This window comes from Agreia pratensis (assembly GCF_900177685.1).
Taxonomy (GTDB): domain Bacteria; phylum Actinomycetota; class Actinomycetes; order Actinomycetales; family Microbacteriaceae; genus Agreia; species Agreia pratensis.
Window position 1 is genome coordinate 230981 of record NZ_FXAY01000004.1, and the last position, 24058, is coordinate 255038.

General features: G+C 65.2%; 22 protein-coding genes and 1 riboswitch. Of the genes, 10 read left to right on the top strand and 12 right to left on the bottom strand.

Annotated elements, in window-relative coordinates; genetic code table 11:
- Positions 1-30 precede the first annotated feature (30 nt).
- Both ychF and B9Y86_RS13220 read left to right on the top strand, forming a co-directional pair.
- Entirely contained in the window at positions 31-1104 is a 1074-nt protein-coding gene (gene ychF / locus B9Y86_RS13215) for a redox-regulated ATPase YchF (protein WP_085486950.1), read from the top strand.
- Positions 1105-1368: 264 nt separating this feature from the next.
- Positions 1369-2277: a hypothetical protein gene (locus tag B9Y86_RS13220; RefSeq protein WP_139824892.1), complete on the top strand. Its 909-nt coding sequence runs from the start codon at positions 1369-1371 to the stop codon at positions 2275-2277.
- An 81-nt stretch (positions 2278-2358) separates the two neighbouring features.
- Here B9Y86_RS13220 and B9Y86_RS13225 read toward each other — a convergent pair whose 3' ends face one another.
- Genes B9Y86_RS13225 through B9Y86_RS13250 form a run of 6 tightly spaced genes read right to left on the bottom strand, consistent with a single transcriptional unit; the run spans position 2359 to position 10153 of the window.
- Positions 2359-2982: a TetR/AcrR family transcriptional regulator gene (locus B9Y86_RS13225; RefSeq protein ID WP_085486805.1), complete on the bottom strand. Its 624-nt coding sequence runs from the start codon at positions 2980-2982 to the stop codon at positions 2359-2361.
- Positions 2979-4991, bottom strand: coding sequence for a CocE/NonD family hydrolase (locus tag B9Y86_RS13230; RefSeq protein ID WP_085486952.1), 2013 nt, complete (start codon positions 4989-4991; stop codon positions 2979-2981). The genes B9Y86_RS13225 and B9Y86_RS13230 overlap by 4 nt, the downstream gene beginning before the upstream one ends.
- A complete protein-coding gene (locus tag B9Y86_RS13235; RefSeq protein ID WP_085486807.1) occupies positions 4988-6703 on the bottom strand; it encodes a dipeptide ABC transporter ATP-binding protein in 1716 nt (571 codons plus the stop codon). The genes B9Y86_RS13230 and B9Y86_RS13235 overlap by 4 nt, the downstream gene beginning before the upstream one ends.
- The gene (locus tag B9Y86_RS13240) at positions 6700-7557 is read right to left on the bottom strand and encodes an ABC transporter permease (RefSeq protein WP_139824909.1); all 858 of its coding nucleotides are present in this window, start codon (positions 7555-7557) and stop codon (positions 6700-6702) included. The genes B9Y86_RS13235 and B9Y86_RS13240 overlap by 4 nt, the downstream gene beginning before the upstream one ends.
- Positions 7558-7598: 41 nt before the next feature.
- On the bottom strand, positions 7599-8579 hold the full coding sequence (locus tag B9Y86_RS13245) for an ABC transporter permease (protein WP_244894755.1): 981 nt from the start codon (positions 8577-8579) through the stop codon (positions 7599-7601).
- Complete coding sequence (locus B9Y86_RS13250; RefSeq protein WP_085486809.1) at positions 8576-10153, bottom strand: ABC transporter substrate-binding protein; 1578 nt, start codon at positions 10151-10153, stop codon at positions 8576-8578. Before B9Y86_RS13250 ends, B9Y86_RS13245 begins: the two co-directional genes overlap by 4 nt.
- A 316-nt stretch (positions 10154-10469) precedes the next feature.
- On the opposite strand from B9Y86_RS13250, the gene B9Y86_RS13255 reads away from it, so the two are divergent.
- Together B9Y86_RS13255 and B9Y86_RS13260 are read left to right on the top strand one after the other, a co-directional pair.
- Positions 10470-11021 (top strand): alpha/beta fold hydrolase, encoded by a 552-nt coding sequence (locus tag B9Y86_RS13255; protein ID WP_085486811.1) that lies wholly within the window; start codon positions 10470-10472, stop codon positions 11019-11021.
- Between the two features lie 102 nt (positions 11022-11123).
- Positions 11124-12719, top strand: a complete 1596-nt coding sequence (locus B9Y86_RS13260) for an ABC-F family ATP-binding cassette domain-containing protein (RefSeq protein ID WP_085486813.1) — start codon at positions 11124-11126, stop codon at positions 12717-12719.
- A 33-nt stretch (positions 12720-12752) separates the two neighbouring features.
- On the opposite strand, the gene B9Y86_RS13265 is transcribed toward B9Y86_RS13260, so the two are convergent.
- On the bottom strand, positions 12753-13172 hold the full coding sequence (locus B9Y86_RS13265; protein WP_085486815.1) for a hypothetical protein: 420 nt from the start codon (positions 13170-13172) through the stop codon (positions 12753-12755).
- Positions 13173-13251: 79 nt separating this feature from the next.
- Here B9Y86_RS13265 and B9Y86_RS13270 point away from each other — a divergent pair, with 79 nt between their 5' ends.
- Complete coding sequence (locus B9Y86_RS13270; protein ID WP_085486817.1) at positions 13252-13761, top strand: cupin domain-containing protein; 510 nt, start codon at positions 13252-13254, stop codon at positions 13759-13761.
- Positions 13762-13834: 73 nt separating this feature from the next.
- The gene (locus B9Y86_RS13275) at positions 13835-14557 is read left to right on the top strand and encodes a hypothetical protein (protein WP_085486819.1); all 723 of its coding nucleotides are present in this window, start codon (positions 13835-13837) and stop codon (positions 14555-14557) included.
- A 63-nt stretch (positions 14558-14620) separates the two neighbouring features.
- Here B9Y86_RS13275 and B9Y86_RS13280 read toward each other — a convergent pair whose 3' ends face one another.
- Positions 14621-15034, bottom strand: a complete 414-nt coding sequence (locus tag B9Y86_RS13280) for a DUF7715 family protein (RefSeq protein WP_085486821.1) — start codon at positions 15032-15034, stop codon at positions 14621-14623.
- An 86-nt stretch (positions 15035-15120) separates the two neighbouring features.
- Between B9Y86_RS13280 and B9Y86_RS13285 the strand changes: the two genes are divergently transcribed.
- The gene (locus B9Y86_RS13285) at positions 15121-15864 is read left to right on the top strand and encodes a copper resistance CopC family protein (protein ID WP_139824893.1); all 744 of its coding nucleotides are present in this window, start codon (positions 15121-15123) and stop codon (positions 15862-15864) included.
- Positions 15865-15874: 10 nt separating this feature from the next.
- On the opposite strand, the gene B9Y86_RS13290 is transcribed toward B9Y86_RS13285, so the two are convergent.
- From B9Y86_RS13290 to B9Y86_RS13305, 4 genes are all read right to left on the bottom strand, one after another.
- Positions 15875-16642: an ABC transporter ATP-binding protein gene (locus B9Y86_RS13290; protein WP_085486825.1), complete on the bottom strand. Its 768-nt coding sequence runs from the start codon at positions 16640-16642 to the stop codon at positions 15875-15877.
- Complete coding sequence (locus B9Y86_RS13295; RefSeq protein WP_085486958.1) at positions 16639-17634, bottom strand: FecCD family ABC transporter permease; 996 nt, start codon at positions 17632-17634, stop codon at positions 16639-16641. Before B9Y86_RS13295 ends, B9Y86_RS13290 begins: the two co-directional genes overlap by 4 nt.
- Positions 17635-17720: 86 nt before the next feature.
- On the bottom strand, positions 17721-18764 hold the full coding sequence (locus B9Y86_RS13300) for an ABC transporter substrate-binding protein (protein ID WP_085486827.1): 1044 nt from the start codon (positions 18762-18764) through the stop codon (positions 17721-17723).
- Positions 18765-18866: 102 nt separating this feature from the next.
- Positions 18867-19214 carry a LysR family transcriptional regulator gene (locus tag B9Y86_RS13305; RefSeq protein ID WP_085486960.1) on the bottom strand — a complete coding sequence of 116 codons (348 nt, stop codon included), beginning with the start codon at positions 19212-19214 and terminating at the stop codon, positions 18867-18869.
- Positions 19215-19330: 116 nt separating this feature from the next.
- Positions 19331-19426, top strand: a riboswitch (glycine riboswitch).
- Between the two features lie 208 nt (positions 19427-19634).
- On the opposite strand from B9Y86_RS13305, the gene gcvT reads away from it, so the two are divergent.
- The 3 genes from gcvT to gcvP are packed head-to-tail and all read left to right on the top strand — an operon-like array spanning position 19635 to position 24052.
- Positions 19635-20783 carry a glycine cleavage system aminomethyltransferase GcvT gene (gene gcvT / locus B9Y86_RS13310; protein ID WP_244894756.1) on the top strand — a complete coding sequence of 383 codons (1149 nt, stop codon included), beginning with the start codon at positions 19635-19637 and terminating at the stop codon, positions 20781-20783.
- A 4-nt stretch (positions 20784-20787) separates the two neighbouring features.
- Positions 20788-21159 (top strand): glycine cleavage system protein GcvH, encoded by a 372-nt coding sequence (gene gcvH / locus B9Y86_RS13315; protein WP_085486831.1) that lies wholly within the window; start codon positions 20788-20790, stop codon positions 21157-21159.
- A 7-nt stretch (positions 21160-21166) separates the two neighbouring features.
- Positions 21167-24052 (top strand): aminomethyl-transferring glycine dehydrogenase, encoded by a 2886-nt coding sequence (gene gcvP / locus B9Y86_RS13320; RefSeq protein ID WP_085486833.1) that lies wholly within the window; start codon positions 21167-21169, stop codon positions 24050-24052.
- Positions 24053-24058: the final 6 nt, after the last annotated feature.

The window sequence follows — 24058 nt, forward strand, 5'->3', positions numbered from 1 at the left end:
CCGCGCGCCGGGCAAGTACGATGGATGCTCGTGGCTCTCACTATTGCAATCGTCGGTCTGCCCAATGTCGGCAAGTCCACCCTGTTCAACGCCCTGACCAAGAATCAGGTGCTCGCGGCGAACTACCCGTTCGCGACCATCGAGCCGAACGTGGGTGTCGTCAATCTGCCCGACGCGCGGCTCGCCGCTCTGGCCGAGATCTTCGGAAGCGAGCGCATCCTGCCTGCCCCTGTGTCATTCGTCGACATCGCCGGCATCGTCAAGGGTGCGAGCGAGGGCGAAGGCCTCGGCAACAAGTTCCTCGCGAACATCCGTGAAGCGGATGCGATCGCCCAGGTCGTGCGCGGATTCACCGACGAAGACGTGGTGCACGTCGACGGTAAGGTCGACGCCGCGAGCGACCTCGAGACCATCAACACCGAGCTGATCCTCGCCGATCTCCAGACCCTCGAGAAGGCGGAAGCTCGCTTCGAGAAAGAGGTCAAGGGCAAGAAGGCCGACCCCTCGACTCTCGTCGCCGTCAAGGCTGCGCGCGAGTGGCTCGACACGGGCAAGCCGTTGTCGGCCTCGACGGTCGACCTCGAGCCGATCCGCGAGCTCGGACTGCTGACGGCCAAGCCGTTCATCTACGTGTTCAACATCGACGAGGGTGTTCTGGGCGACAAGGCAAAGCTCGATGAGCTCGCCGCTCTGGTCGCCCCGGCGCACGCGATCTTCCTCGATGCCAAGCTCGAGTCGGAGCTCATCGACCTTGACCCGGCCGACGCTGCTGAGCTGCTCGAGTCGACCGGCCAAGAGGAGAGCGGCCTCGACCAGCTCGCCCGCATCGGCTTCGACACGCTCGGACTGCAGACCTATCTCACCGCTGGCCCGAAAGAGACCCGCGCCTGGACGATTCCGAAGGGCGCGAAGGCGCCTCAGGCCGCCGGCGTGATCCACACCGACTTCGAGAAGGGCTTCATCAAAGCTGAGGTCATCGGCTTCGAAGACCTCGTGGAGACCGGCTCGATCGCCGAGGCCCGCGCGAAGGGCAAGGCCCGCATCGAGGGTAAGGACTACGTGATGCAGGACGGCGACGTGGTGGAGTTCCGCTTCAACGTCTGAGGTTCTGAAGTGACCGAGAACCTCGTGTTTCAGGACATCGAGAGCCCGGTCCTCCTGACACTATGGAGATAATCAAACAGGTCGGGCTGACCTTTCTGCAAGAACGGCTGCGAAGGCCATCCCCGCTGGCATCGGTGTCGTGTTCAGCGGTTCGACCAACTACGTACTGGCGACGGAGTTCCGTCGCCGTCTCAGCGCCATCGAGCTGGGTGGCCTAGCTCGATTGATCGACGTGCCGGAGGATGGAGTTGATAGCGTGGCCCCATGGTTTACGACGTAACGCATCATCGGCAGGAACGACTCCGTGCGATCGCACGATGGACTGAGGTTGGTGTGTTAGAGCGGCGCTCCCAGTTACCGATCGAGAAGGCATTCGCGGATAGGGTTGCAGAGAGGTCCACCACTTTCTTTAAGCCAGTAAATACAAACGACGTCGATTCAGTCACTTTCCATCGTGAGTTGAGCTATCTAATAGACGCCTTCGATTCCCTTCCCTGGCGCGTGGACATTGCTTTCGATTCGACTTGGAAGGCCTTCGAACTTGAGACTAAAGAAGTTTCCAACGGAAACGCCACGGACCGTCTAAAAGCCACCGCCGCGATTCTCGATTCGGAAATAGTCGAGCGGTTGTGCGAGAGCTTCCCAGTCCAGTCTTGTGAGTATCTCTTTGCACGAACCGTTACAGATGTGGTGGATGAAACTGCCGATAATGGGCTTACGAACAGAATGCTCTACTCGACAGACTCGACTATTCGCCAACTCTTGGATCATCTAAAAGGTGCCTACGGGGACGGCGAATTTGATTCGCGCAGGAAGGGTGCGCTTCTCCTCCGGCGTGCTCTGCGAGGTGACACCTTAACTTTGGGCGGCGTCGGTGATTTTCGACTAGATACAACTTCGAGGGCGCGAATCCTGATTTCGCTCTTCCTGTACACCACTCGAAATGAGCGCTTCCACGGCGCCTCTTTTTCACCGTTTCTAAGCAGCGCGGCAAGCCTCCGCACCTACACGCATCCTTTCTTTGCGTTCCTGGCGTCGTACTATCTTCTATTGGCCGTGTGGCTAGAAAAGCGTCCGGAGGCGCTGGGTGTGGATCAGGTTGGCTTGCTGAGGTCGCTCGAAGAGAACTTGAAGACCTCAAACGATGTGTTCGGAGGACATTGGGAAAAGTGACACTGGGAGTGCAACCTGACGCTTTTAGACAAGACGGCTACGTCGTGGAGTTCCGCTTCAACGTCTAGTCGGGGAAGCCCCTCAGTTCCCGAACCGAGCCCCGGTCTCCAGTTCGATGAACCGCCACATCCAGCTGAGGGCGATGGCAGACGTGAGGCCGGGCGCGTGCTGCGACAGCTGTGTGGCCAGGCCATCGCTGTATGCCGCGAGCTTCAGAGCGAGGCCAGCCGGGTCGTCCGTCGCGAAGATGCCCTGGTCGGCGCCGCGCTGCAGGGTGCGGGTGAGGCACGCCTCCCAGATTCGGATGCGCTCCACGTATTCGGCCGCGACCGCCGGCTTGCGGGCTACGGCTGTCCAGTAGTCCGACCACAGGCGCCAGTGGTCGCCGGTCTCTGCCGTTTCGGAGAACAACGGTTCGATGAGAAGCCGTACTCCGATGATGGGGTCGGCCTCGGCGTCGACAGCCTCGATGATCGACGAGTAGAACCGAGCCGTCTCGAGCACGACCACCTCGTTCAGGATCTCGGCGACGCTCTCGAAGTGATAGGTCACCGTGCCGATCGACACGTCTGCCTCACGCGCGATGTCCCGCAGGCGCGTGGCTCCGAGTCCCTCGCGCAGGATCACCCTCCGTGCCGCCTCCACGATAAGCGCTCGGCGTTCCGCGGGCTTTCTGCGTGGTGCGGCGGAACCAGTGTTCGTCATGCCGAGGTCCGAGGCACAATGTCGTCGAAGTGACGCTCGGAGACCAGCTCCACCTCGGCATCCGGACCCCCGTCACGGGCCCACGCGCGCACGGTATTGACGACGCGGAACGTATGCGCATCCGCCGTCACCCGCGAGGTGGTCTCGAGCCAGGCGCGCCAGTCTGGCTTCTCTAGGCCGATCGCCCAGCGCGACTCTGCCGAGGCCGAGAGCGGGTCGCCGTCGATGATGCGGTACGTCTCGCGGCTGTCCTCGGTGAAGACCAGGCCATCGGGGTACTCGCGGCCGCCTCCATAGCCGGGATCGACATCCAGCACCCACTCGCCCGTCTCAACGTCGTAGGAGACGCTGCGTTGGGGCAGTTCTGATGAGTTCGGAAGCCGGTGGATCGCGAGCGGCTCCGCGTGCTCGGGAGGGTCAAACGCGACCCCATCGTCGGTCGCGCGCGTCCATACGGGCAACGAGACCCTGCTGCGTTCCGGCTGCAGCGTGAGGGTCGCCTCGACCGGATGCGGCCAGACCCACGGCCAGTACGCCGACGAGACCGCGATCCGCAGGCGATGCCCGGCCGGGAACCGATGGCCTGTCGAGACCAGGGCGACCCGGGCATCCTCTTCGACGCCCGGCTCGAGGGCGTCGGCCCGGTCGCGACCGTGTCGCTTATCGAGGTTGAGCACGCCGCGGGTGACGAGCGTCGAGCTGCCGTCGGGAGCGACATCGCAGAGCCGCACGATGACGTGTGCGTGAGAGGCGTCGCTCGTCACGGCCAGGTTCACCACCACCGAGCCGAGCACGTCGAACGCCTCGTCGACGGGCAGATCGAAGCAGACGGAGCGGCCATCTTCGGCACGTTGATCGGTGGGCAGATCGGTGGCATTGCCGAACGGAAAGAATCGTCCGGCGTCGAGACCCGTGCTCTGAGGGGACCGAACAATGACGGGTCCGTGAGCGCCTCCGACCAGCGAAGAAAGCGGCACGGCACGATCGCTGGTGGCAGTCGATGGCCAGGCCTCAGCCGCGACCCAGCGGCCAGTTCGTTCGGCGTAGTACGTGGCGGGGGGCTCGGAGTTGTTGATCCAGGCGCGAAGCGCGGGTAGTTCCTCGACCCCGTTCTCGTCGCCGCGGAGCCAGCGGTCCCACCAGCGCAGGCTCTCCTGCAGGAACCCGATGCCGGGTCCCGGGGCGAGACCGCGGTCTGGATACTGGTGCGACCATGGCCCGATGATGCCCTTCACGGGCGCGTCGATATTCTCGACCAGACGCAGCACAGCGTCACGGTAGGGGTCAGCCCAGCCGCCGACGGCCAGGACGGCCGCTCGGATGCTGCCGTAGTCCTCGCAGACGCTCCCGTGCTTCCAGTAGTCGTCGCGCTCCTGGTGGGCGAGCCACACGGGAGTCATCGGCCGGTTGTGTTCGAGGCGCTCGCGCCAGCGCTCGACCCAGTCGGCGCCGACGACCTCCGGCCGCGGTGGCCGCGAGTTGAACGCGAACATGGTTCCACCCCAAGCCGCCATGTCGATGCCGAGAACGGCGCCACCGATGTAATGCACATCGTTGTCGTAGCGGTCGTCGGTCGAACAGACGGTGACGATGGCCTTGAGGGCATCCGGTGCCCGACCAGCGAGTTGCAACGCGTTGAATCCACCCCACGAGATTCCGAACGCGCCCACAGCTCCCGTCGAGAACGGCTGATTCGCGAGCCACTCGATGACCGCGATTCCGTCGTCGAGTTCCTGCACCGAATACTCGTCGTCGAAGAGGCCGTCAGACGAACCGGTGCCACGAATGTCGACGCGCACTGACGCGTATCCGTGGGCCGCGTACCAGGGATGACGCTCGCTGTCGCGGGGAGCAGTCCAGTCGTCGAGCCGGTACGGAAGGTATTCGAGCAGCACCGGCACGGGATGCTCGACGCGAGGCGCCCAGATGCGCGCGTGCAGACGGGTGCCGTCGGGCATCGGGATCCAGTCGTCGCGCACGGACACCTGATGTTGTTCGCGATCGGTCATGCGCTCTCCCATCGCCTGGTTCGGTGCCCGTTGCCGTGGTCGTCCCAGCCGTCTGCGTCTCGCCATGTCTGCTTGGCGTCGTCGACGCCCGGCAGCTCGGTCATGCCCGGATCGAGCGTGGCTTCGAGCAGCTGCCGGGTATACGGATGATTCGGGCTGCGGAAGAGATCCTCGGTCGAGGCGATCTCCACGATCCGGCCGCCGGTCATCACAGCGACCCTGTCGGCGATGCCGCGCACCACAGCGAGGTCATGGCTGATGAAGAGGCAGCTCAGTCCCTTCGCATCGCGCAGCTCGGTGAGCAGGTCGAGCACGCCGGCCTGCACCCTCACGTCGAGAGCTGTTGTGATCTCGTCGGCGATGATGAGGTCGGCGCCTGCGGCGAGGGCCCGCGCGATCCCGACCCTTTGGCGTTGGCCTCCGGAGAGCTGGGCGGGGAGGCGACTGGCGAAATCGGGTGTGAGGCCGACCTCGACGAGCAACTCGGCGACGCGATCCTTGGAGGTGCTGCCGGTGAAGAGCCGCAGTGGTCTCGCGATCGCTGCACCGACGGTGCGGCGAGGGTTCAGCGAGGTGTCGGCGTTCTGAAAAATGAGCTGCACCGAGCGGCGGAGGGCGAGTGAACGGCCCGCGACGGGCTTCGTGAGGTCGCCTTCGAGTCCGTCGGAGCCGTGGAACGCGAAGCTCCCCGACTCTGCCGGGAGGAGCCCGGCCATCGCCATCGCGAGAGTCGACTTTCCGCTGCCCGACTCGCCCACGACCGCGAGCGTCTCCCTCAGGCCGATCTCGAAGGAAACGTGATCGACGGCCGCCGGGAGAGACCGCGCGTAGCGAACCACGAGATCCTGCGCCACGACGACCGGAACGACCTCGGTCTTATCGAGAGTCGTGTCGGCCTCGATCTCGGCGCGACGAGATCGCGGAACGCTCGCCAGCAACTCGCGCGTGTAATCGTGCTGTGGATGAGCGAACAGTTCGGCGGTCGTATTGTGCTCTACGACGATCCCGTCGCGCATCACAGCGATCTCATCGGCCATGGTCGACACCACACCCAGGTCGTGGCTCACGAGCAGGATCGCCATCTCGAGCTCGACCGCGAGATCGCGAATGAGGGTGAGCGCTGCCGCCTGCGTCACGACGTCGAGCGCGGTCGTCGGCTCGTCGAGAACCAGTAATCGGGGCCGGCAGGCGATCGCCATCGCTATGGCGATCCTCTGCTGCTGGCCGCCCGAGAGCTGATGTGGGTAACGGTCGATGATGCTCTCCGGGTCGGGGAGTCGCACGTGGCGAACGAGCTCGAGCACCCTGTCGTGTCCGCCTGGGAGACCATGGCTCTCCAGAGCTTCCCGCAGCTGCCGACCGACGCGCATCGATGGGGTAAGCGCCTGGCCGGCGTTTTGAGCGACGATGGCGGCGGTTCCGCCTCTGAGGGCGCGGCGCTCGCGGTCATTCAGTGAGAAGACGTCTGCGCCGTCGACGGTGACGCTGCCGCCGACGATTGTGGAACCGCGCCGGAGATGCGCCAGCAGGGTGCGTGCAACGGTGGACTTTCCGCTGCCGCTCTCTCCGACGAGCCCGAGCGCCTCTCCGGGCCGGATGGCGAAGCTCACGCCGCGCACGACGGGAACGTCGTGGCGACCGACGGAATAGGAAATAGAGAGGTCGTCGACCTGCACGATGTTCTCGGTGGTGCCGACGGAGATGGCGCTCACGAGACGGCTCCCTTCTGCGCCCGGTCGATGCCGAGCGATTTGCTCAGACCGTCGGCGCTGAGGTTGAGGCCGACTACGAGGGTTGCCAGGGCGACAACGGGTGCAAGGGCGCCCATCGGCACGACAGTCAGCGCTGTCCGGTTCTCCTGCACCATGAGCCCCCAGTCGGGTGTCGGCGGATTGGCGCCGAAGCCGAGAAAGGAGAGGGTCGAGATAAGCAACACGATCCAGGATGCCCGCATCGCGTATTCGACGAGTACGACGTCGGTCACGTTCGGCAGGATTTCGCGAAAGACGATGCTCAGTGGCTTCTCGCCGCGGGCTCGAGCTGCCGTCACGTAGTCCTGCGTGATGACGGTGCGCGCCGCTCCGCGAACGACACGCGTGACCGCCGGCGCGTAGACGACGGTCACGGCGAGCACGATCACCCAGAGGCCGGAGTTGAAGACCGTCACGACGACGAGCAGTGCGAGGATGGAGGGCACCGCCAGCAGAGCATCCACGACGCGCATGACAACCTCATCGAACCAGTTGTCTGCATAGGCAGTGACGCACCCGAGAATGGTGCCGATACTGACGGCGATAGTCGTGGCGAGGAACGTCACGAGCAGCGCGTATCGGCCGCCGTTCAGAGTACGAGACAGGATGTCGCGGCCGTACTGGTCGGTACCGAGCCAGTGCGACCAGGTTGAGCCTGTCAGGGCCACTGAAGGATCGGTCGAGATCGGGTCGTGCCCTGATATCCACGGTGCGACGATCGCGAGAACGATGTGCAGTGCAATGAGGCCGAGGCCGATAGAGAGGGCGGTCGAACCGCTCAGGCTGCTTGTGACGGACGAGGCGATTCCTCGCATCCATCTGGACGGTCTGCCGCGGACCCCGGTCGTGCTTGCCATCATGAGCGGGCCTTCCGTCTGGTGCGGAGTTTCGGATCGAGAGCGAGCGCGATGAGATCGGCCGCCAGATTGCAGACGACATAGACGAGTGCACTTACGACGGCGATGGCTTGGATGGTCGGCAGATCGCGGTTGAATACGGATTCGAGCATGAGCTTGCCCATACCCGGGTAGTTGAAGACGTTCTCCACGACCACCACTCCGCCGAGCAGCCACGCTACGTTCAGCGCGACCACGTTGAGAGTCGGCAGCAGGGCGCTCGGCACGGCGTGACGCCATACGACCTGACGGGTCGTGAGTCCCTTGAGCTCGGCCGTGGTCACGAACTCGCTTGCCATGACGTCGATGGTCGAGGATCTGGCCGTGCGCACGATGTATGCGGCCATGGACAGCGTGAGAACGATGACGGGCAACCAGATGGCGGGCAGGAGCTGGGCTATCGTGGCGCTCTCACCGCGCAGGACCACGGCGGGAAAGATAGGGATGGCGATGGCGAAGAGCAGCACGAGGATGGTGGCGACCATGAACTCCGGCACGCTCATCACTACAAGGCTGACGAGTGAGATCGCGTGGTCGGCGGGGCGCCCGCGACGCACACCGGCGACAACGCCGAGCGTGAGCGAAATGGTCACGCCGATCAGCATGGCGGGCACCGCGATGAGCAGGCTGTTACGGAATGCCACGAGCAGGCCTGGCCCGACGGGATTTCCGCTGACGAGCGATGTGCCGAAGTCGCCGGTGACCGCACCAGACAGCCACTGCACGTAGCGGATCCAGACCTTCTGATCGAGGCCGAGCGTCTCACGAAGCGTCGCCAACGCCTCTGGCGTGGCATTCTGCCCCAGCAGTTGCTGTGCAACGTCGCCCGGCAGAGCCTGAACAGCGAAGAAGACAAAGAACGACGCCAGCAGAACTGTGAGCAGAGCTATTCCGAGGCGCCGGGCGATGAGGAGCATGGCGGGAGCGATCGAGGCCTTCACGCGCGGAGTCCGATCGAGAGGTAGTCGAATTCGAAGCCGTATTCGGAATAGTTGACGACTCGGCGGGAGAGGCCGACGAGCCGGTCCCCGAACATAGGGGTCATATCGGCGGAGTCGTCGATGACGACGCGTTGAGCGTCTTGGTAGAGCATGCGACGCCGGTCATCGTTCATCTCGGCGCGGGCCGAATCGAGGAGCCCATCGAAGGTGGGATTAGACCAGGCGCTTTCGTTGTACGACGATCCCGTGCGGAAGATCTGGTTCAGCAGTTGATCGATCGGCCGGCCGGTGAACCAGTAGCTCACCATGAGCGGTTTCTGCATCCATATCTGCGTGTAATAGGAGTCCGACGAGGCGTTTCGAACCACGAGATCGATGCCTGCATCTTTGACAGCGTCGCGGTACGCGACCGCCAGGGGAGTGAAGACCGACTCGTAACTCGACGTATAGATCTCGGTGCGAAAGCCTTCGCGGCCTGCCTGCTTGAGAAGGAACTTGGCCTTGTCGGGGTCGTACTCGCGTCTCTCATTGAGGAAGACGGACTGGTCGGGTGGCACCGGGTTGTCCCAGCCGGGTGAGCCCGTGCCTTGGAGGGCCGTGTCGACGATGACCTGAGGATCGTAGGCGAGTTTCATTGCCTGCCGCACGCGCTGGTCGCTGAACTCTTCGCTCGTGAAAAGCATAGGGATCGTGTACCACTGGGCGTCGGCTGCGCGAGCGACGGTCGCCGTACTCGACGCCGAGACCACGAGGGCTGTGGCGTAGTCGAGGTTGGTCTGCGAGATGAGGTCGATCTGCCCGGCAAGAAGAGCGTTCACTCGGGCGGTCGTGTCTTGGATCGAGTAGAAGTCGATGCCGTCGAGCACCGGGCGACCCGCGAAATGATCATCGAAAGCCTCGATACTGCCCGTGCCAGCAGGCTCGAACGACGAAAGTCTGAATGGCCCAGTGCCAATCCCTGTACGGCCGATGTCGGCGGCACTGCCCTCGGGAATCATGTAGCACTGATACGCCGTGAGGAGCGAGGGGAATTCGGCGTTGGGTGTGAGGAGGGCGATCCGCAGAGTCAGCGGATCCGGCGCGGTCATTCCGCCGGGGCCGATCATGGCGGCCAGAACCTCGCCCTGCGGTGATGCGGTATCGGGATCGAGGATGTGCTCGATGGAGTAGATCGCGTCGGCGGCAGTGAAGCTGCGGCCGTCGTGAAAAGAGACGCCCGCACGCAGCTTGAATGTCCACACCGTGCCGTCGGCGTTGGCCGACCATTCTGCGGCGAGATCGGGAACCGTCGTTCCGCGCTTGTCGAGCTTGACGAGTCGGTTGTAGAGAGCGCCAAGGTACTCGTAGGCCGATAGAGAACTCGCTGAGTCGAGCGTCTCAGCAGCCGATGCGGCGGGGCGAGCGATCCGGAGGCGCCCACCTCGTGCGGCGGTGCCTACGGCTGCTGACTTGGGGATCGTCGGAGTGCGTCTATCGGGCGCACACCCGGCGAGGGTGAGCAGCCCGAGCCCGGCGAGGCCCGCGGCTCCTGCCAGCACTGCGCGCCGGCTTGCTTCGGGATACTGCGGTGTCATACGGGACGACCTTCCGGATTGTCGTTCACATGAACGATAAGGGAGATGCGCAGCTATGACCAGCTTGTCGATCCGCCCTGAGGGGCGTCCGTTCGGCGGCGAGTGCCTTCGATCAGCCCTGGTACGCGCATCGGTGGACCGATCGATCTGGTCGAGTTTTTACACAGCTGTAACCCGGTATCTCGAATCCTTGCAGCTCGAGTGGCTGCTTTTGACTCGTGATGCTCCGGACCGATCCACACTTTCCATTTCTCACTCCAGTAGGGTGTCGGAGGCGAGCGGGAGCTTCGCCGTCGCACGAAAGGGAGGCCAGACAATGACCGAAAACCAGATCTTCGAACCCGATGCGCACGCGATCTCGTACGCGGTGGAGGGGAACGGACCGACGGTCGTTCTGGTCGCCGACAAGGGGCTTCCCATCGACTATCTCGGCACGCTCGCCCACATCCTCGTCGAAGAAGACTTCCGGGTTCTGCGCATCGCGGCAGGCAGCGCCTCGGTGCACGACCTCGCCAGCTGCGTCGTCGAGATCATGGATGCCGTGGGCATCGAGGATGCATGGCTGGGTGGCCACGGGTTCGGCGGATCCGTTGCTCGCGCCGTGGCCCTGGACTTCCACGACCGCGTCAACGGCGTGCTGCTGCTCGGCGTGGAAGCCGGCGACCCGACGCTGGCCGAGGGTCTGCCCGTTCTGGTCATCCAGGGTTCTGAAGACCAGGTCAACCCGCCTGCGAACGGCGAGGCGCTGCAGGCGGCGGCTCCCGACCGCGTCAGCGTTGTCTCCATCGACGGCGGCGGCCACATGTTCCCCTCCGAGAACGTCGGTGCCACCTCGTGGGCGATCGAGGACTACCTCGACTGGGACTGAGTTCTTCCGCACCGAACGCGGCGGTTCTCGCCGAGAGCGGTGGCCGCACCACCGCGTTCGGCGACAACACCCGCGCTCGACGATGCACTGAAGGAATACCCCATGAGCCTGATCCGCCTGAACGACGTGAGCGTGAAGTTCGAGAACACGCAGATTCTGCGCGAGGCGTTCTTCCGCCTCGAGCCCAAAGACCGCGTCGGTCTCATCGGCCGCAACGGCTCCGGCAAGACCACGCTCCTGAAGCTCGTGCTCGATCAAGTGCAGCCCGACCAGGGAACGGTCACCGTCGAAGCCGGAGTGAAGATCGGCTACTTCTCGCAGTTCTCCGAGCTGAACGGCGAACAGACGATCACCGAGGTGCTGGATGCGCTGTTCGTCGAGGTGCACGCCATTGAAGACGAGCTCGCGTCGATCGACGCGACGATCGCGGTCGAGGCCGCGGCCGGCGGCTCCCTCGACGCGCTCATCGAGCGACAGTCCGAACTCTTCGGCGAGATGGACCGCCTCGACGGCTGGGACTACACCCGCAAGATCGACCAGGCCCTGACGACGCTCGGATTCGACGAAGCGCACCGCACGTGCCCGATCGACGCGCTGTCGGGTGGATGGCGCAACCGCGCTGCGCTGGCGAAGATCCTGCTCGAAGACCCCGACGTGCTGCTGCTCGACGAGCCCACCAACTTCCTCGACGTGGCGGGAGTCGAGTGGCTCGAGTCGTGGTTCCGCGACTTCAAGGGCGCCGCCATCATCGTGTCTCACGACCGGGCATTCCTCGATGTCGTCGTGACCCGCATCATCGAGCTCGAGAACTTTCATCTGCATGAATACCCGGGCAACTTCGCCGAGTACATCATTCAGAAGCAGTTCCGGCTGAAGACGCTCGAGGCACAGTTCGTGCACGAGAACGAGCTGCTGGCCTTCGAGGCCGAGGGCATCTCCGATCGGCGCGAGGCCGCCAAGGCCTCGAGCAAGAAGCTCGACAAGCAGCTGTCGGGAATCAAGAAGTCGCGCGCGCCCCGGCCCGTCGACCAGATCATCACCGAGATCTACGGCGGCCTGCACGTGAAAGACGTTCTCTGCCGCGTCGACGGGCTCGAAAAGGCTTACGGAGAGAAGCTTCTCTTCAGCGGTCTGGGATTCGAGATCCGCCGTGGCAACCGCATCGTGGTGCTCGGCGCAAACGGAAGCGGCAAGAGCACGCTGCTGCGGGTGCTCACGGGCGACGAGAAGCAGGATCACGGCCACGTGGATTGGGCGTCGGGCGCGAAGGTCGTCTCGTACAACCGGATGCTCGATGAGCTCGATCTCGACGATACGGTCACGCACGCCGTCAACGCGCTGCCCGACAGCCTCGCCCTCACGGCCACGCGCAAATCAGTCGGCCGGTTCCTCGCGATGTTCCAGTTCTCCGAGGCCGACCTCAAGAAGCGCATCCGCGAGCTGTCCGGCGGACAACGTGCCCGCGTCGCCATGGCCCAGTGTCTGCTGTCAGGCGCATCCGTTCTTCTGCTCGACGAGCCGACCAACCACCTCGACCTCGCGAGCACCCAGGTCATGGAACGCGCCCTCGTGCACTTTCCCGGCGCCGTCGTCGTAGTGAGCCACGACCGGTTCTTCACTGACAAGATCGCGAACCGGATGCTCGTGTTCGGCGCGACCGGAGCGAGCGCGGGAGAGATCGACGTCACGGCGGCGTAAAGCCCCCGGTGGTGCCGCGCACCGTTCCTGTCGTTAGGTCGTTCTGTTTACCCTGCTGCGTTCTTGAGGAGAAGGGCGTCCGAACCAGATCCAGAGGGCGCGAGCGGTCACGAAGATGATCGCCGCGAACAGGCTTTGACTGACGACTCCGAACACGGAGAGTCCGCCGATCACGACGAAGACGGTCCAGTTCACCGCGATGTCGGCGATGATCACGGCGACGCCGAGTGCGATGCCGGAGCGCCGTCGAAAGATGATCAGCGCAGCGGTGACCGGGTCGAGAAGTGTGAGCGTCACCCAGAACAGCCGGACGCCGAGAGGGAAGCCGCTGTAGATGTCCCATCCGCCGAAGATCAGATCCGCCGTGTGGGTGGTCGTTCCAACGAGAAAGCCGATCACCCACGCCGCTTGGAACGCTCTGGGCGCTCGTGTGGATGCGCTGAGGGCGATCATCCGCTCATCATAACGAGCCGAACTCACTACGCTGTGTAGCACTACGCGCGATTCGACAGAGCTGTCCGAAAGGCTGACCATGAAAGCGTCCCGACCTCGCCTCCGCGATCGTGCCGGCACAACCGCCCTTCTCCTTGCCGTGGTCCTCGCACTGTCGGCGTGCTCGACGACGGCCGACGCACCTGCCGTGACGGCCTCCGAATCGCCCACCGAGTCGCATGCTCCCGTCGAGGCCGTTGATCTCGCGGCGGGTGAACAGGATGCGCCGGTCGAGGTCTCCGTATCCGGTGACGACGGGGTGGGGGTCACCTTTCGCGAGATCACCCTGGCGCCAGGCGCATCCACCGGGGTGCACTGCCACTACGGGCAGCTGGTCGCCGTGGTATCCGAGGGAACGCTCACGCACTATGCCGACATCTATCCGAGTGGCGTGCACGTCTACAAGGCCGGAGACAGCATTATCGAAGGAGTTGGCTATCGTCACGAGGGGCGGAACGAAGGCGACGAGAACGTCGTTCTCTGGGTGACCTACATCATTCCGGAGGGCAAGCCTCTCGCCGAGACCGACCTCTCGCACTGCGACGCGTAGCCCGAGGTGCCCAGCTAGAGAGAACAGTCCAGGGGGAGTACGAACGATGACGCGCCATCCGCACAGAAAGCTCATGCCCGATGTGAGGCTGTGGACGGGAATCGCCGCCGTCGCGGTCGCGTTGCTCACGGTCACCGAGTTCTCGGTGCAGGTCTTCGTCGTGGGCGCACGGCCGAGCCTCGACGACGAGCTGGCCCTCGTCGACTTCATGACGAGAACGAGCAATGGCACACTCCTCACGATTCTCATCGACACCATGCTCATGGCGGCGCTCATCGTCTTTCTCGCGGGCTTCCGTCAGCTGATCACGCACGCCGAGGTCGCCCTGCAGTGGGTCGCCGACCTGGCATACGGCGCCGGGCTCGTCTTCGTGGCGGTGACGCTCGTCGGCGATGCTATGGAGGCGGGCACGGCTCTCGACGTGACCGGAATGGCGGGCGACTACTCCGTTCTGCGTGCCCTGACCGTAGGCCATACCGTTCTCTTCGGGTCGATCGGATGCGTGTTGACGGCTCTGGTCGCGGCCGCAAGCGCCTATGTGACGCTCGGCTCCGAGGCCCTGCCTCGCTGGACTGGATGGCTCGCCTACGCGGTGGCGGCGCTGAACCTGCTCGCCGTTCCGACGATGTTCGGGGGAACCGATCCCGCATCGTTCTTCGCCGCAGGGGGAGCGGGAACAGCTCTGTTCGCCACCTTCCCGTGGCTGGTGTGGGTCACGGCGATCGGAGTCGTGACGATTCGCGATCGGCGCCGACCCTATGACGTTCCCGCCGACGGTGCCGTTGCGGCGACCTGATGTGTTGTATGAACTCGGTGCACTGAGCGGCCAGGCACGTGGCCGCCCAGAAGACCCGCGGTTCTAGACCGAGGTCGTGGAATGACGTCTCACATAGGTGCAGTCGAAGTTCGTTCCGATCACCGTTCCGTCGTCGTAGTACTCGGCGACATCGAGCATGAAGTCGACGGTCTCGTCGATCATCTCGTCGGCCTCGTGCGGCGACAGAGATCGCAGCCACCCGCCGTCAGAGAGACTCGACTCGACAGCCAGTCGCACGTCGTCTTCGCTCAGCGCTGTGTCGCGTACGAGCGCCGTGGTTGTCGCGCGATGCGACGCAAGGCCCGAGAAACCTCGGCTGCACCCGCATCCGTTCTCGGGATCGAGTCGATCTCGATCGCAGATGATTCCGAAGGTGACGATCTCGCCCTCGATGCACCAGTTGTAGTCGTCGCCACGCGCCCCATTGTCGAGACTCGTCGCACGCAGTATTTTCATTCGGCATCCTTTCAATCGATGTGCTGAGACCGTAGACGCACCCTCCGACACCGCGCGCTCGCAGGCCGTCGGCTATCGTGGGGCGCGTGACTCGACGCCTCTTCGCCCTGCCCTCCGCGCTTGCCGCGACCGCCCTTCTCGGCGCGGCCCTCGTGCTTGCCGGCGCATCGAGTGCCTCTGCGCATGACGCGCTCGAGTCGTCGACTCCGGCCGCCGGCGAGGTCGTCACGGCCGATCCGACCGTGGTCTCACTGACCTACAGCGACGAACTCATCACTCTCGGCGGCGACACGAGCGCGTTCGCGATTCAGGTGACGGATGCGTCGGGCGCGTTCCACGAGAACGGGTGCGTCGTCGTCGACGGGACCGTCGCATCCACGGGAGTCGCTCTGGGTGACCCCGGAACGTACACCGCCACGTGGCAGGTCGTCTCGAGCGATGGACACCCCACATCGGGCAGCTACACCTTCGAGTACCAGCCCGTGGACACGGGCAACTCGCTGCCCGGCATGGCGGCTGCCCCCGCCTGCGGTGCGCAGTGGGCTGGCTCGCCGAAAGAGGACTCCGCTCCGGCGCCCGAGGCGACGCCGGAGCCCTCGATGACCACGATGTCCGAAGCGCCCGTACCGGCACTCACCGCGACGGCCGACCCCGCGGGTGACGGCGAACAGGGCGACGATGCCAGCCGAATCGGCGTCGCAATAGCGGTCTCGATCGCCGGCCTTGCGCTGATCGTGACCGTGATTGTGCTCACGGTGCGACGAATCCGGCGAGACCCGTTCGAGAAGCCGCAGGCGCCGAAGGGCGACGACGGAGATTCCGAGCAGTAGTCGGAGCCGGTCACTCCCGTCTGGAGAAGGTGATGACAGGGTGGCCGCGGCGCGCATCACGCGTGATCGAGGCAACGACTCCGTAGACCTCGGAGATGAGGTCTGCGGTGAGTACGTCGCTCGGTGCACCCGCGGCGACCACGCGGCCCTCCTGCAGCACGACGACGACGTCGCAGTACATGGCAGCGAGGTTCAGGTCGTGGATCGCTATGACGGTGGTGACCGGAAGAGCGCACACGAGCTCGAGAAGCTCGAGCTGGTGGCGCACGTCGAGGTGGTTTGTCGGCTCGTCGAGAAGCAGTTCGCGCGGTTCCTGCGCGAGGGCCCTCGCGATCTGAGCGCGCTGGCGCTCGCCGCCCGACAGCGTGTGCCAGAGGCGCCCGGCTTGATCGAGCAGGCCAACGTGTGCCAGAGCGCTGTCTACGGCGTCTTCATCGGCGCTGGTGCCTCCTCCGAGCGCGGTCCGGTGCGGGATGCGGCCGAGCCTCACGATGTCGCGCACGGTGATGTCGACCTCGGTATCGGCGTGCTGTGTGACGGATGCGACCGATCGTGCGACATGGCGACGACCAACGGAGGCGAGGTCGACGCCGTCGAGCGTGACGAACCCCGACGTCGGTCTGACGAGACCGTGCAGCACCCTCAACAGAGAGGACTTGCCCGAACCATTCGGCCCGAGCAGACCGACGGTCTGTCCAGGCTCGGGATGCAGGGTCGCGCCGTCTACGACGAGCACGCCATTGCGGCTCCAGGTCACCTGCTCGGCGTGGAGCGTCATGTGCGCCTCCTCCGCCGGGCCAGCAACGCTATGAACACGGGAACGCCGACGAGAGCTGTGCCGACGCCGACCGGCAGCGGGGTCGGCGAGAAGGCGACCCTCGACCCGGCATCGACCCAGACCATGAAGATCGCGCCGATGATCGCGGTCGCGGGAACGAGCCGCGCGTGCCGAGGGCCGACGAGCAGCCGAGCGGCGTGCGGCAGGACGAGCCCCACGAAGCCGACGGCGCCGGCCACACTCACGAGCGTGGCCGTGATGAGGGCGGTCGCGACCAGCAGCACGGCACGGGTGCGGGTGACGTGGATGCCGAGCGAGGCCGCAACGTCGTCGCCGAACGCGAACGCATCGAGTGCGTGGGCGTACCGCAGGCACACGATAGAACCGACGACGACCACGATCGCGCAGAGTGCGACGTCGTCCCATCGCATTCCCTCAAGCGAGCCCAACAGCCAGAACATCACACCGCGCGTCTCGTCCGAGTCGGCGAAGGCGAAGATGATCAGCGAGGTGACGGCCGAAAAGAGCTGAGTGCTCGCGACCCCGGCGAGCACCACGCGATCTGTGCCGCCGCCAGACAGTCGCGCCAGCAGCAGAACGAGGCCGAACGCGATCAGTGCTCCGATGAACGCGCCGCCCGAGAGTCCTATCGCCGCGCCGCCCAGTCCCAGCACACCGATCACCACGGCGCCCGTCGATGCGCCCGACGAGATACCGAGGATGAACGGATCAGCCAGAGGGTTGCGCAGCAGCGACTGCATGATGACGCCGCAGAGTCCCAGGCCGGCGCCGCACGCGGCGGCGACGAAGGCGCGGGGCAGACGTTCCTCCCAGACGATCGCGTTCTTCGATACCTTGACCGCGATGTCCGTGAACCCGAGATGGTTGGTGACGATATCCCGCACGTTCACGAGCAGGATGTCCGCCGGTCCGAGCGTGATCGCCACACCGACCGAGACCAGCAGGAGAGCCAGTCCGGCAAGCACGAGCATCGCTGCGATCACCGCCCTGCGCGAGCGTGAGGCCGACCGCGTCACGGGCGTCGTCGCGTCGTCGAGTGCCGGAGGCGGGGCGGTGCTCAGAGTTCGTCCTTGTGCTCGCGCAGCCAGGACTGGATCTTCTCGAGGCCGTCGACGAACCGGATCGACGGATTCAGTTCGGCGCCGTGAAGCACGATGTATCGCTTATTGCGCACGGCATCGATCGTCTGGGTGAGCGGGTCCGATTCGAGGAAGCTGATCTTGTCGTCGAGACGGTCGCCGGGAAAACGGTCGCGCTGCAGATCACCGAGCACGAGGACATGTGGATCCCTGTCGGCGACGGCCTCCCAGGTGGTGGCGGGCCAGTCCTCGGGAGAGCTCGAGAACACGTTGTCGAGGTCGACGGTCTTCGCGAGCAGGCCGGCCGCACTGAGTCCGCCGGCCATGTAGGGGGTCTTCGTGTCGGCAAACCAGAAAGCGACCGTCGCGCCGGCGAAATCGACGCCTTCCGTCGCCGCGGCGGCCCGGGTCTTCAACCCGTCGATGAGTGTCGCGGCACGGTCGGGAACGTCGAAGATCGCGCCCAGTTCAGTGATCTCCTCATACAGTGCATCGATCGTGAGCGCATGGGTTCGGGTGCCACCGCCGTTGATGCTGATGCCGTTGTCGCAGTCTGTCGGAGAGAGGTAGCTGCCGATGCCGGTCTCGGCGAAGCGCTCACGGCTGGCGACACCTCCCTGGGCGAAGTGCCGGCCGAACGAGGCGGTCACGAAGTCCGGATCCGTGCCCAGCACGACCTCGTAGCTCGGAGCGTTATCAGACAGACGCGGAACCCCTGAGTTCGCGGCAGCGAGTGAATCGAGCACGGGGTCGGTCCATGAGGCTGTTCCGACCAGGTGATCGGCGAGTCCCAGCGAGAGCAGGATCTCGGTGGAGTCCTGGTCGAGGGAGACGACGCGCTGCGGGGGCGCTGTGACGACGGTCTGGGTGCCGCAATTGTCGATGGTGAGTGGGTAGGTGGTCGATCCTTGTCCGGAGGTAGAGGTCGGGCTGGTCTCGACGGCCTCGGATGCGCCACACCCCGAGAGGCCGATGGCGAGAAGTGATGCGAGGGCAAGGGTGATGGCGGCGCGCTGCTGCACGTCGGGCTCCTTCGTTCGGGTGGGGGAGTCAGGTCAGGGGCCGTATCGAACAACGACGCCCGGCGAGATAAGGATAGCCTTACCTGACTCACCACGCAGAACTCAGCGAGATTGGCGGCGTTTCCCCACCCTCGGGGCTCCCTTGACGACGGGGGTTCGCCCCTTGCCCTTCGAGGCCTTCGCCTTTCCGCCCGCCTGGGGAGCCGTGATGGTGGAGTTTCCCGTCGATTTTGCGAGGTCTGCCGCTGCCTTCTCGGCGAATGCCACGCCCTCGGGGGTCAGAACAGTCGAGTCGGCGTCGTAGTCGAACAGCGGGTAGCCGAGGTTCTGCTCGAGCTGCTTGACCGCGGCGATCATGCTCGAGCGTGGAATGCCCTCGATCTTGGCTGCTCTCGCGAAATGCAGCTCTTTCGCCGCCGTGATGAAGAGCTTGTTCAATCGATGGTCCACGAAATCCGTTCTGACCGCGCGCATCACCCGGTCGCTCCCAGATTACGCGTTGGCGCTTCACAACGCGGGAGTCGTATGTTGCTAGGCTGGCCGCACAAACGAATATCGGGCCGACATCACGCGATGCGGGAGAGCCCGCCGATCATCTCGGCAGGCACCGAAGGAGCAATTCTCCCCACCAATCTCTCAGGTACGTGTACCGCATCGAACAGGCCACTCTGAAAAGCGATTCGCGGAGCGAATCGGATCGAGTAGGCCGCCCGCGGCCGTATAGAGATCTGATAGCGAAGCGAATCCGCCCACGGTGAAAGCCGCTGCCATGCAGCGTCGAAACTCTCAGGCACAGATGACAGAGGGGGAGTTCTTGACTGCTCGGGTCCGCGCCCGGGTCCGCAATGCCCACTGCGCCTTGGAGAACTCGTGACCGATAGACATTCCCCGCTCAACCGCATCCATGTCGCGGCCGGAGCCAGCTTCACCGACTTCGCCGGCTGGCAGATGCCCGTGCGCTACTCGAGCGACCTCGCCGAGCATCACGCAGTGCGCACGGCCGCGGGCATCTTCGACCTCTCTCACATGGGCGAGATCTTCGTCGTGGGACCCGAGGCGTCAGACGCTCTCGACTACGCGCTCGCCGGCAAGCTGTCGGCGACGACGGTCGGGCAGGCGAAATACAGCATGCTGCTCGACCGCTCGGGCGGAATCATCGACGATGTGGTCGTCTATCGCACGGGTGACGACCGCTTCATGGTCGTGGCCAATGCCTCGAATAGAGAGGTCGTCGCCGCAGAGTTGCTCGAGCGCACTTCGCCGTTCGAGTGCGAGGTCTTCGATGAGAGCGACGAGCTCGCCCTCATCGCCGTTCAGGGTCCGCGCTCGCGCGAGATCCTCGTCGCCACAGACGGCTTCGCCATCGAAGGCAGCCACCCTGACGGCCGCGACGTCGGCGAGAAGCTCGGCGAGCTCAAGTACTACAGGGCTCTGTCTGGATCGTTCCGCACGCAGCCCGTGCTGATCGCCCGCACCGGCTACACCGGTGAAGACGGCTTCGAGCTCTACGTCAGCCCGGATCACGCCGAAGAGCTCTGGAACGCGCTCACCGAAGCCGGAACGCCGCTCGGACTCGTTCCCGCCGGGCTCGCGAGCCGCGACACGCTTCGCCTCGAAGCGGGCATGCCGCTCTACGGTCACGAACTCGGAACCGAGACATTCCCCGTGCAGGCGGGCCTCGGCCGCGTCGTCGCCACGGCGACGAAGGGCGACTTCGTCGGTCGCGAGGCGGTCGAGGCCGGCCCCGCTCCGGATGCGCGCACGCTGGTCGGCCTGGTCGCCGACGGCAAGCGGGCCGCGCGTGCAGACTACGAGATCTTCGCCTCCGACGACTCCACCGATGCCATCGGCGTCGTGACGAGCGGCGCCCTGTCGCCGACCCTCGGCATCCCGATCGCCATGGCGTATGTCGACGCGTCGTTCGCGACGCCCGACACTGTGGTCAGTATCGACATCCGCGGCAAGCGCCTGAGCTACCGCGTCACTTCCCTCCCGTTCTACCGCGCGAAGAAAGACTGAACCCATGGCTACCGAAAACGAACTGCAGTACACCAGCGAGCACGAATGGGTGCTCGTCGAGGGCACCACCGCCACCGTCGGCATCACCGCTTATGCGGCCGAGAAGCTGGGTGACGTCGTCTTCGTCGACCTGCCCGACGTGGGAACGTCGCTGGCGAACGGCTCGATCGTCGGCGAGATCGAGTCGACGAAGTCGGTGGGCGAACTCTTCGCTCCCGTCGACGGCACGGTGCTCGAGAAGAACTCCGCCGTCGAAGACACTCCCGAGCTCGTCAATAGCGACCCGCTCGGCGAGGGCTGGCTCATCAAGATCGAATTCACCGAACTGCCGCCGCTGCTGTCGTTCGACGAGTACACCGCACTGCTGGGGGAGTAGCACACCGATGTCGCTTCCTTTCACCGCGCGTCACATCGGTATCGATGACAGCGCGCAAGCCGTCATGCTCGCCCGCCTCGGCTACGACTCGGTCGACGCGCTCGTGCGCGCCGCGATCCCCGGTTCGATCCAGCTGAGCGAGACCCACCGCGCCGAGGCCATCCCTGCCGCCGCTACCGAGCGCGAGACCATCGCCGAGCTGCGCGCGCTGGCATCGCACAACACCGTGAACCGCTCGATGATCGGGCTCGGCTACTACGACACGATCACGCCGGCCGTGATCCGCCGCAATGTGCTCGAGAACCCCAGCTGGTACACGGCATACACCCCGTACCAGCCGGAGATCTCGCAGGGTCGCCTCGAGGCGCTCATCAACTTCCAGACCATGGTGGCCGATCTCACAGGCCTGTCGACGGCCAACGCCTCCATGCTCGACGAGGCGACGGCCGTGGTCGAGGGCATGCTGCTCGCGCGGCGCGCCTCCAAGTCGACCTCCAATATCTTCCTGGTCGACGCCGACGCGCTCCCGCAGACGAAGGCGCTGCTGCGCTCGCGCGCCGACGCCGTGGGCATCGAGATCGTCGAGCTCACCCTCGACCGTGTAGATCACCCGGCGTCGCACGACCACCCTCTCGCCACCGGTTTCGGTGCCTTCATCCAGTACCCCGGCGCATCCGGCCGCGTGTGGGACCCGCGCGACGTGATCGAGGCGGTGCACGCATCCGGTGGTCTCGCGGTCGTGGCCGCCGATCTGCTGGCCCTGACCCTCATCACCTCCCCGGGCGAGCTCGGGGCCGACGTCGCCGTCGGCACGAGCCAGCGCTTCGGTGTTCCGATGGGCTTCGGAGGGCCTCACGCGGGCTACATGGCCGTGCGTAAGGGTCTCGAGCGCCAGCTTCCCGGTCGTCTCGTCGGTGTGAGCCAGGATGCCTCGGGGCACCCCGCCTACCGGCTCAGCCTGCAGGCACGCGAGCAGCACATTCGGCGAGAGAAGGCCACGTCGAACATCTGCACAGCCCAGGTGCTTCTCGCCGTGATGGCCGGCATGTACGCGGTGTATCACGGCCCAGAAGGTCTGCAGCGTATCGCCCTCGACGTCAACGACACCGCGAGGCGACTCGCCAGTGCGCTCGAGGCAGCTGGAGCAGAGCTCGTGCACGAGGACTTCTTCGACACGATCCAGGTGCGGGTGCCCGGCCGTGCCGCCGAGATCGCCGCTCAGGCCCACGCGGGCGGTTACCTGCTGAACGTTGCCGACGACGACACGATCGGCGTCTCTGTCGACGAGACCACGACCTCGGCGGACATCGACACGGTGCTCGGTCTCTTCGGTGTATCACCGGCGAGCGATGCCGAGCAGCTCGCCGAGAGCCTGCCCGAGCACATCCTGCGCACCAGCGACTACCTCACGCACGAGGTGTTCAACACACACCGCTCGGAGACGAGCATGATGCGCTACCTCAAGCGCCTCGCCGACTACGACTACGCGCTCGACCGAGGCATGATCCCGCTCGGCTCGTGCACCATGAAGCTGAACGCTGCCACCGAGATGGAGGCCGTCACCTGGCCCGAGTTCGGTGCCCTGCACCCGTTCGCACCGCGCGCGGATGTCGAGGGTTACCTCACGCTCATCGCGCAGCTCGAGACCTGGCTGGCCGAGGTCACGGGCTACGACTCCGTGTCGTTGCAGCCGAATGCCGGAAGCCAGGGTGAACTCGCGGGCCTGCTCGCGATTCGTGGCTACCACCACGCGAACGGATCGTTCGAGCGCACCGTCTGCCTCATTCCCTCGAGCGCTCACGGCACCAACGCCGCCTCGGCAGTGCTCGCCGGCATGAAGGTCGTGGTCGTCGCGTGCGACGAGAACGGCAACGTCGACGTCGACGACCTGCGGGCGAAGATCGAGCTGCACGCCGAGTCGCTGGCTGCCCTCATGATCACCTACCCGTCGACCCACGGGGTGTACGAGCACGAGGTCGCAGAGATCTGCCGCCTGGTGCACGCCGCCGGTGGGCAGGTCTACGTCGACGGAGCCAACCTCAACGCGCTGCTGGGCTTCGCGCGCTTCGGCGACTTCGGCGGCGACGTGTCGCACCTCAACCTGCACAAGACCTTCTGCATCCCGCACGGTGGTGGCGGCCCTGGCGTCGGCCCGGTCGCGGCGAAGGCCCATCTGGCCCCCTTCCTGCCGGGCCATGCGCAGGCGCAGAACCCATCGCATCCGCTCGCCGACGGCGGCACCGTGGTGCACGCCGGCGGCCCGATCTCGGCCGCGCCGTACGGCAGCCCGAGCATCCTGCCGATCAGCTGGTCGTACGTGCGCATGATGGGCTCGCAGGGTCTCGCGGATGCGACGGGTGCGGCCGTTCTGTCGGCCAATTATGTCGCGGCCCGGCTCTCGGAGCACTTCCCTGTGCTGTACGCGGGGGACAACGGCCTCGTGGCGCACGAGTGCATCATCGACATCCGTCCCCTCACAGCGTCGACCGGAGTGTCGGTCGACGACGTGGCGAAGCGCCTGATCGACTACGGATTCCATGCGCCGACCATGAGCTTCCCGGTGGCCGGAACGCTGATGGTCGAGCCGACCGAAAGCGAAGACCTGACCGAGATCGACCGTTTCATCGACGCGATGATCGCGATCAAGGGCGAGGCGATGCAGGTCGCTGAGGGCGTCTGGCCGGCCGATGACAACCCGCTGCACAATGCGCCGCACACGGCGCAGTCCGTCGTCGAGGGTGAGTGGACGCATCCCTACGACCGCGAGACCGCGGTGTACCCGGTGCGATCGCTGATTCGTTCGAAGTACTGGCCGCCCGTGCGGCGCATCGACCAGGCCTGGGGCGACCGCAATCTCGTGTGCTCGTGCCCGCCGCCGGAGGCGTTCGAGTAAGAGACG

Excerpts from the sequence above, each read along its gene's own strand:
- B9Y86_RS13220 (WP_139824892.1), top strand. The coding sequence starts at position 1,369 with ATGGTTTACGACGTAACGCATCATCGGCAGGAACGACTCCGTGCGATC.
- B9Y86_RS13225 (WP_085486805.1), bottom strand. The coding sequence starts at position 2,982 with ATGACGAACACTGGTTCCGCCGCACCACGCAGAAAGCCCGCGGAACGC.
- B9Y86_RS13230 (WP_085486952.1), bottom strand. The coding sequence starts at position 4,991 with ATGACCGATCGCGAACAACATCAGGTGTCCGTGCGCGACGACTGGATC.
- B9Y86_RS13240 (WP_139824909.1), bottom strand. The coding sequence starts at position 7,557 with ATGCGAGGAATCGCCTCGTCCGTCACAAGCAGCCTGAGCGGTTCGACC.
- B9Y86_RS13250 (WP_085486809.1), bottom strand. The coding sequence starts at position 10,153 with ATGACACCGCAGTATCCCGAAGCAAGCCGGCGCGCAGTGCTGGCAGGA.
- B9Y86_RS13255 (WP_085486811.1), top strand. The coding sequence starts at position 10,470 with ATGACCGAAAACCAGATCTTCGAACCCGATGCGCACGCGATCTCGTAC.
- B9Y86_RS13260 (WP_085486813.1), top strand. The coding sequence starts at position 11,124 with ATGAGCCTGATCCGCCTGAACGACGTGAGCGTGAAGTTCGAGAACACG.
- B9Y86_RS13265 (WP_085486815.1), bottom strand. The coding sequence starts at position 13,172 with ATGATCGCCCTCAGCGCATCCACACGAGCGCCCAGAGCGTTCCAAGCG.
- B9Y86_RS13270 (WP_085486817.1), top strand. The coding sequence starts at position 13,252 with ATGAAAGCGTCCCGACCTCGCCTCCGCGATCGTGCCGGCACAACCGCC.
- B9Y86_RS13275 (WP_085486819.1), top strand. The coding sequence starts at position 13,835 with ATGCCCGATGTGAGGCTGTGGACGGGAATCGCCGCCGTCGCGGTCGCG.
- B9Y86_RS13280 (WP_085486821.1), bottom strand. The coding sequence starts at position 15,034 with ATGAAAATACTGCGTGCGACGAGTCTCGACAATGGGGCGCGTGGCGAC.
- B9Y86_RS13290 (WP_085486825.1), bottom strand. The coding sequence starts at position 16,642 with ATGACGCTCCACGCCGAGCAGGTGACCTGGAGCCGCAATGGCGTGCTC.
- B9Y86_RS13295 (WP_085486958.1), bottom strand. The coding sequence starts at position 17,634 with ATGCTCGTGCTTGCCGGACTGGCTCTCCTGCTGGTCTCGGTCGGTGTG.
- gcvH (WP_085486831.1), top strand. The coding sequence starts at position 20,788 with ATGGCTACCGAAAACGAACTGCAGTACACCAGCGAGCACGAATGGGTG.
- gcvP (WP_085486833.1), top strand. The coding sequence starts at position 21,167 with ATGTCGCTTCCTTTCACCGCGCGTCACATCGGTATCGATGACAGCGCG.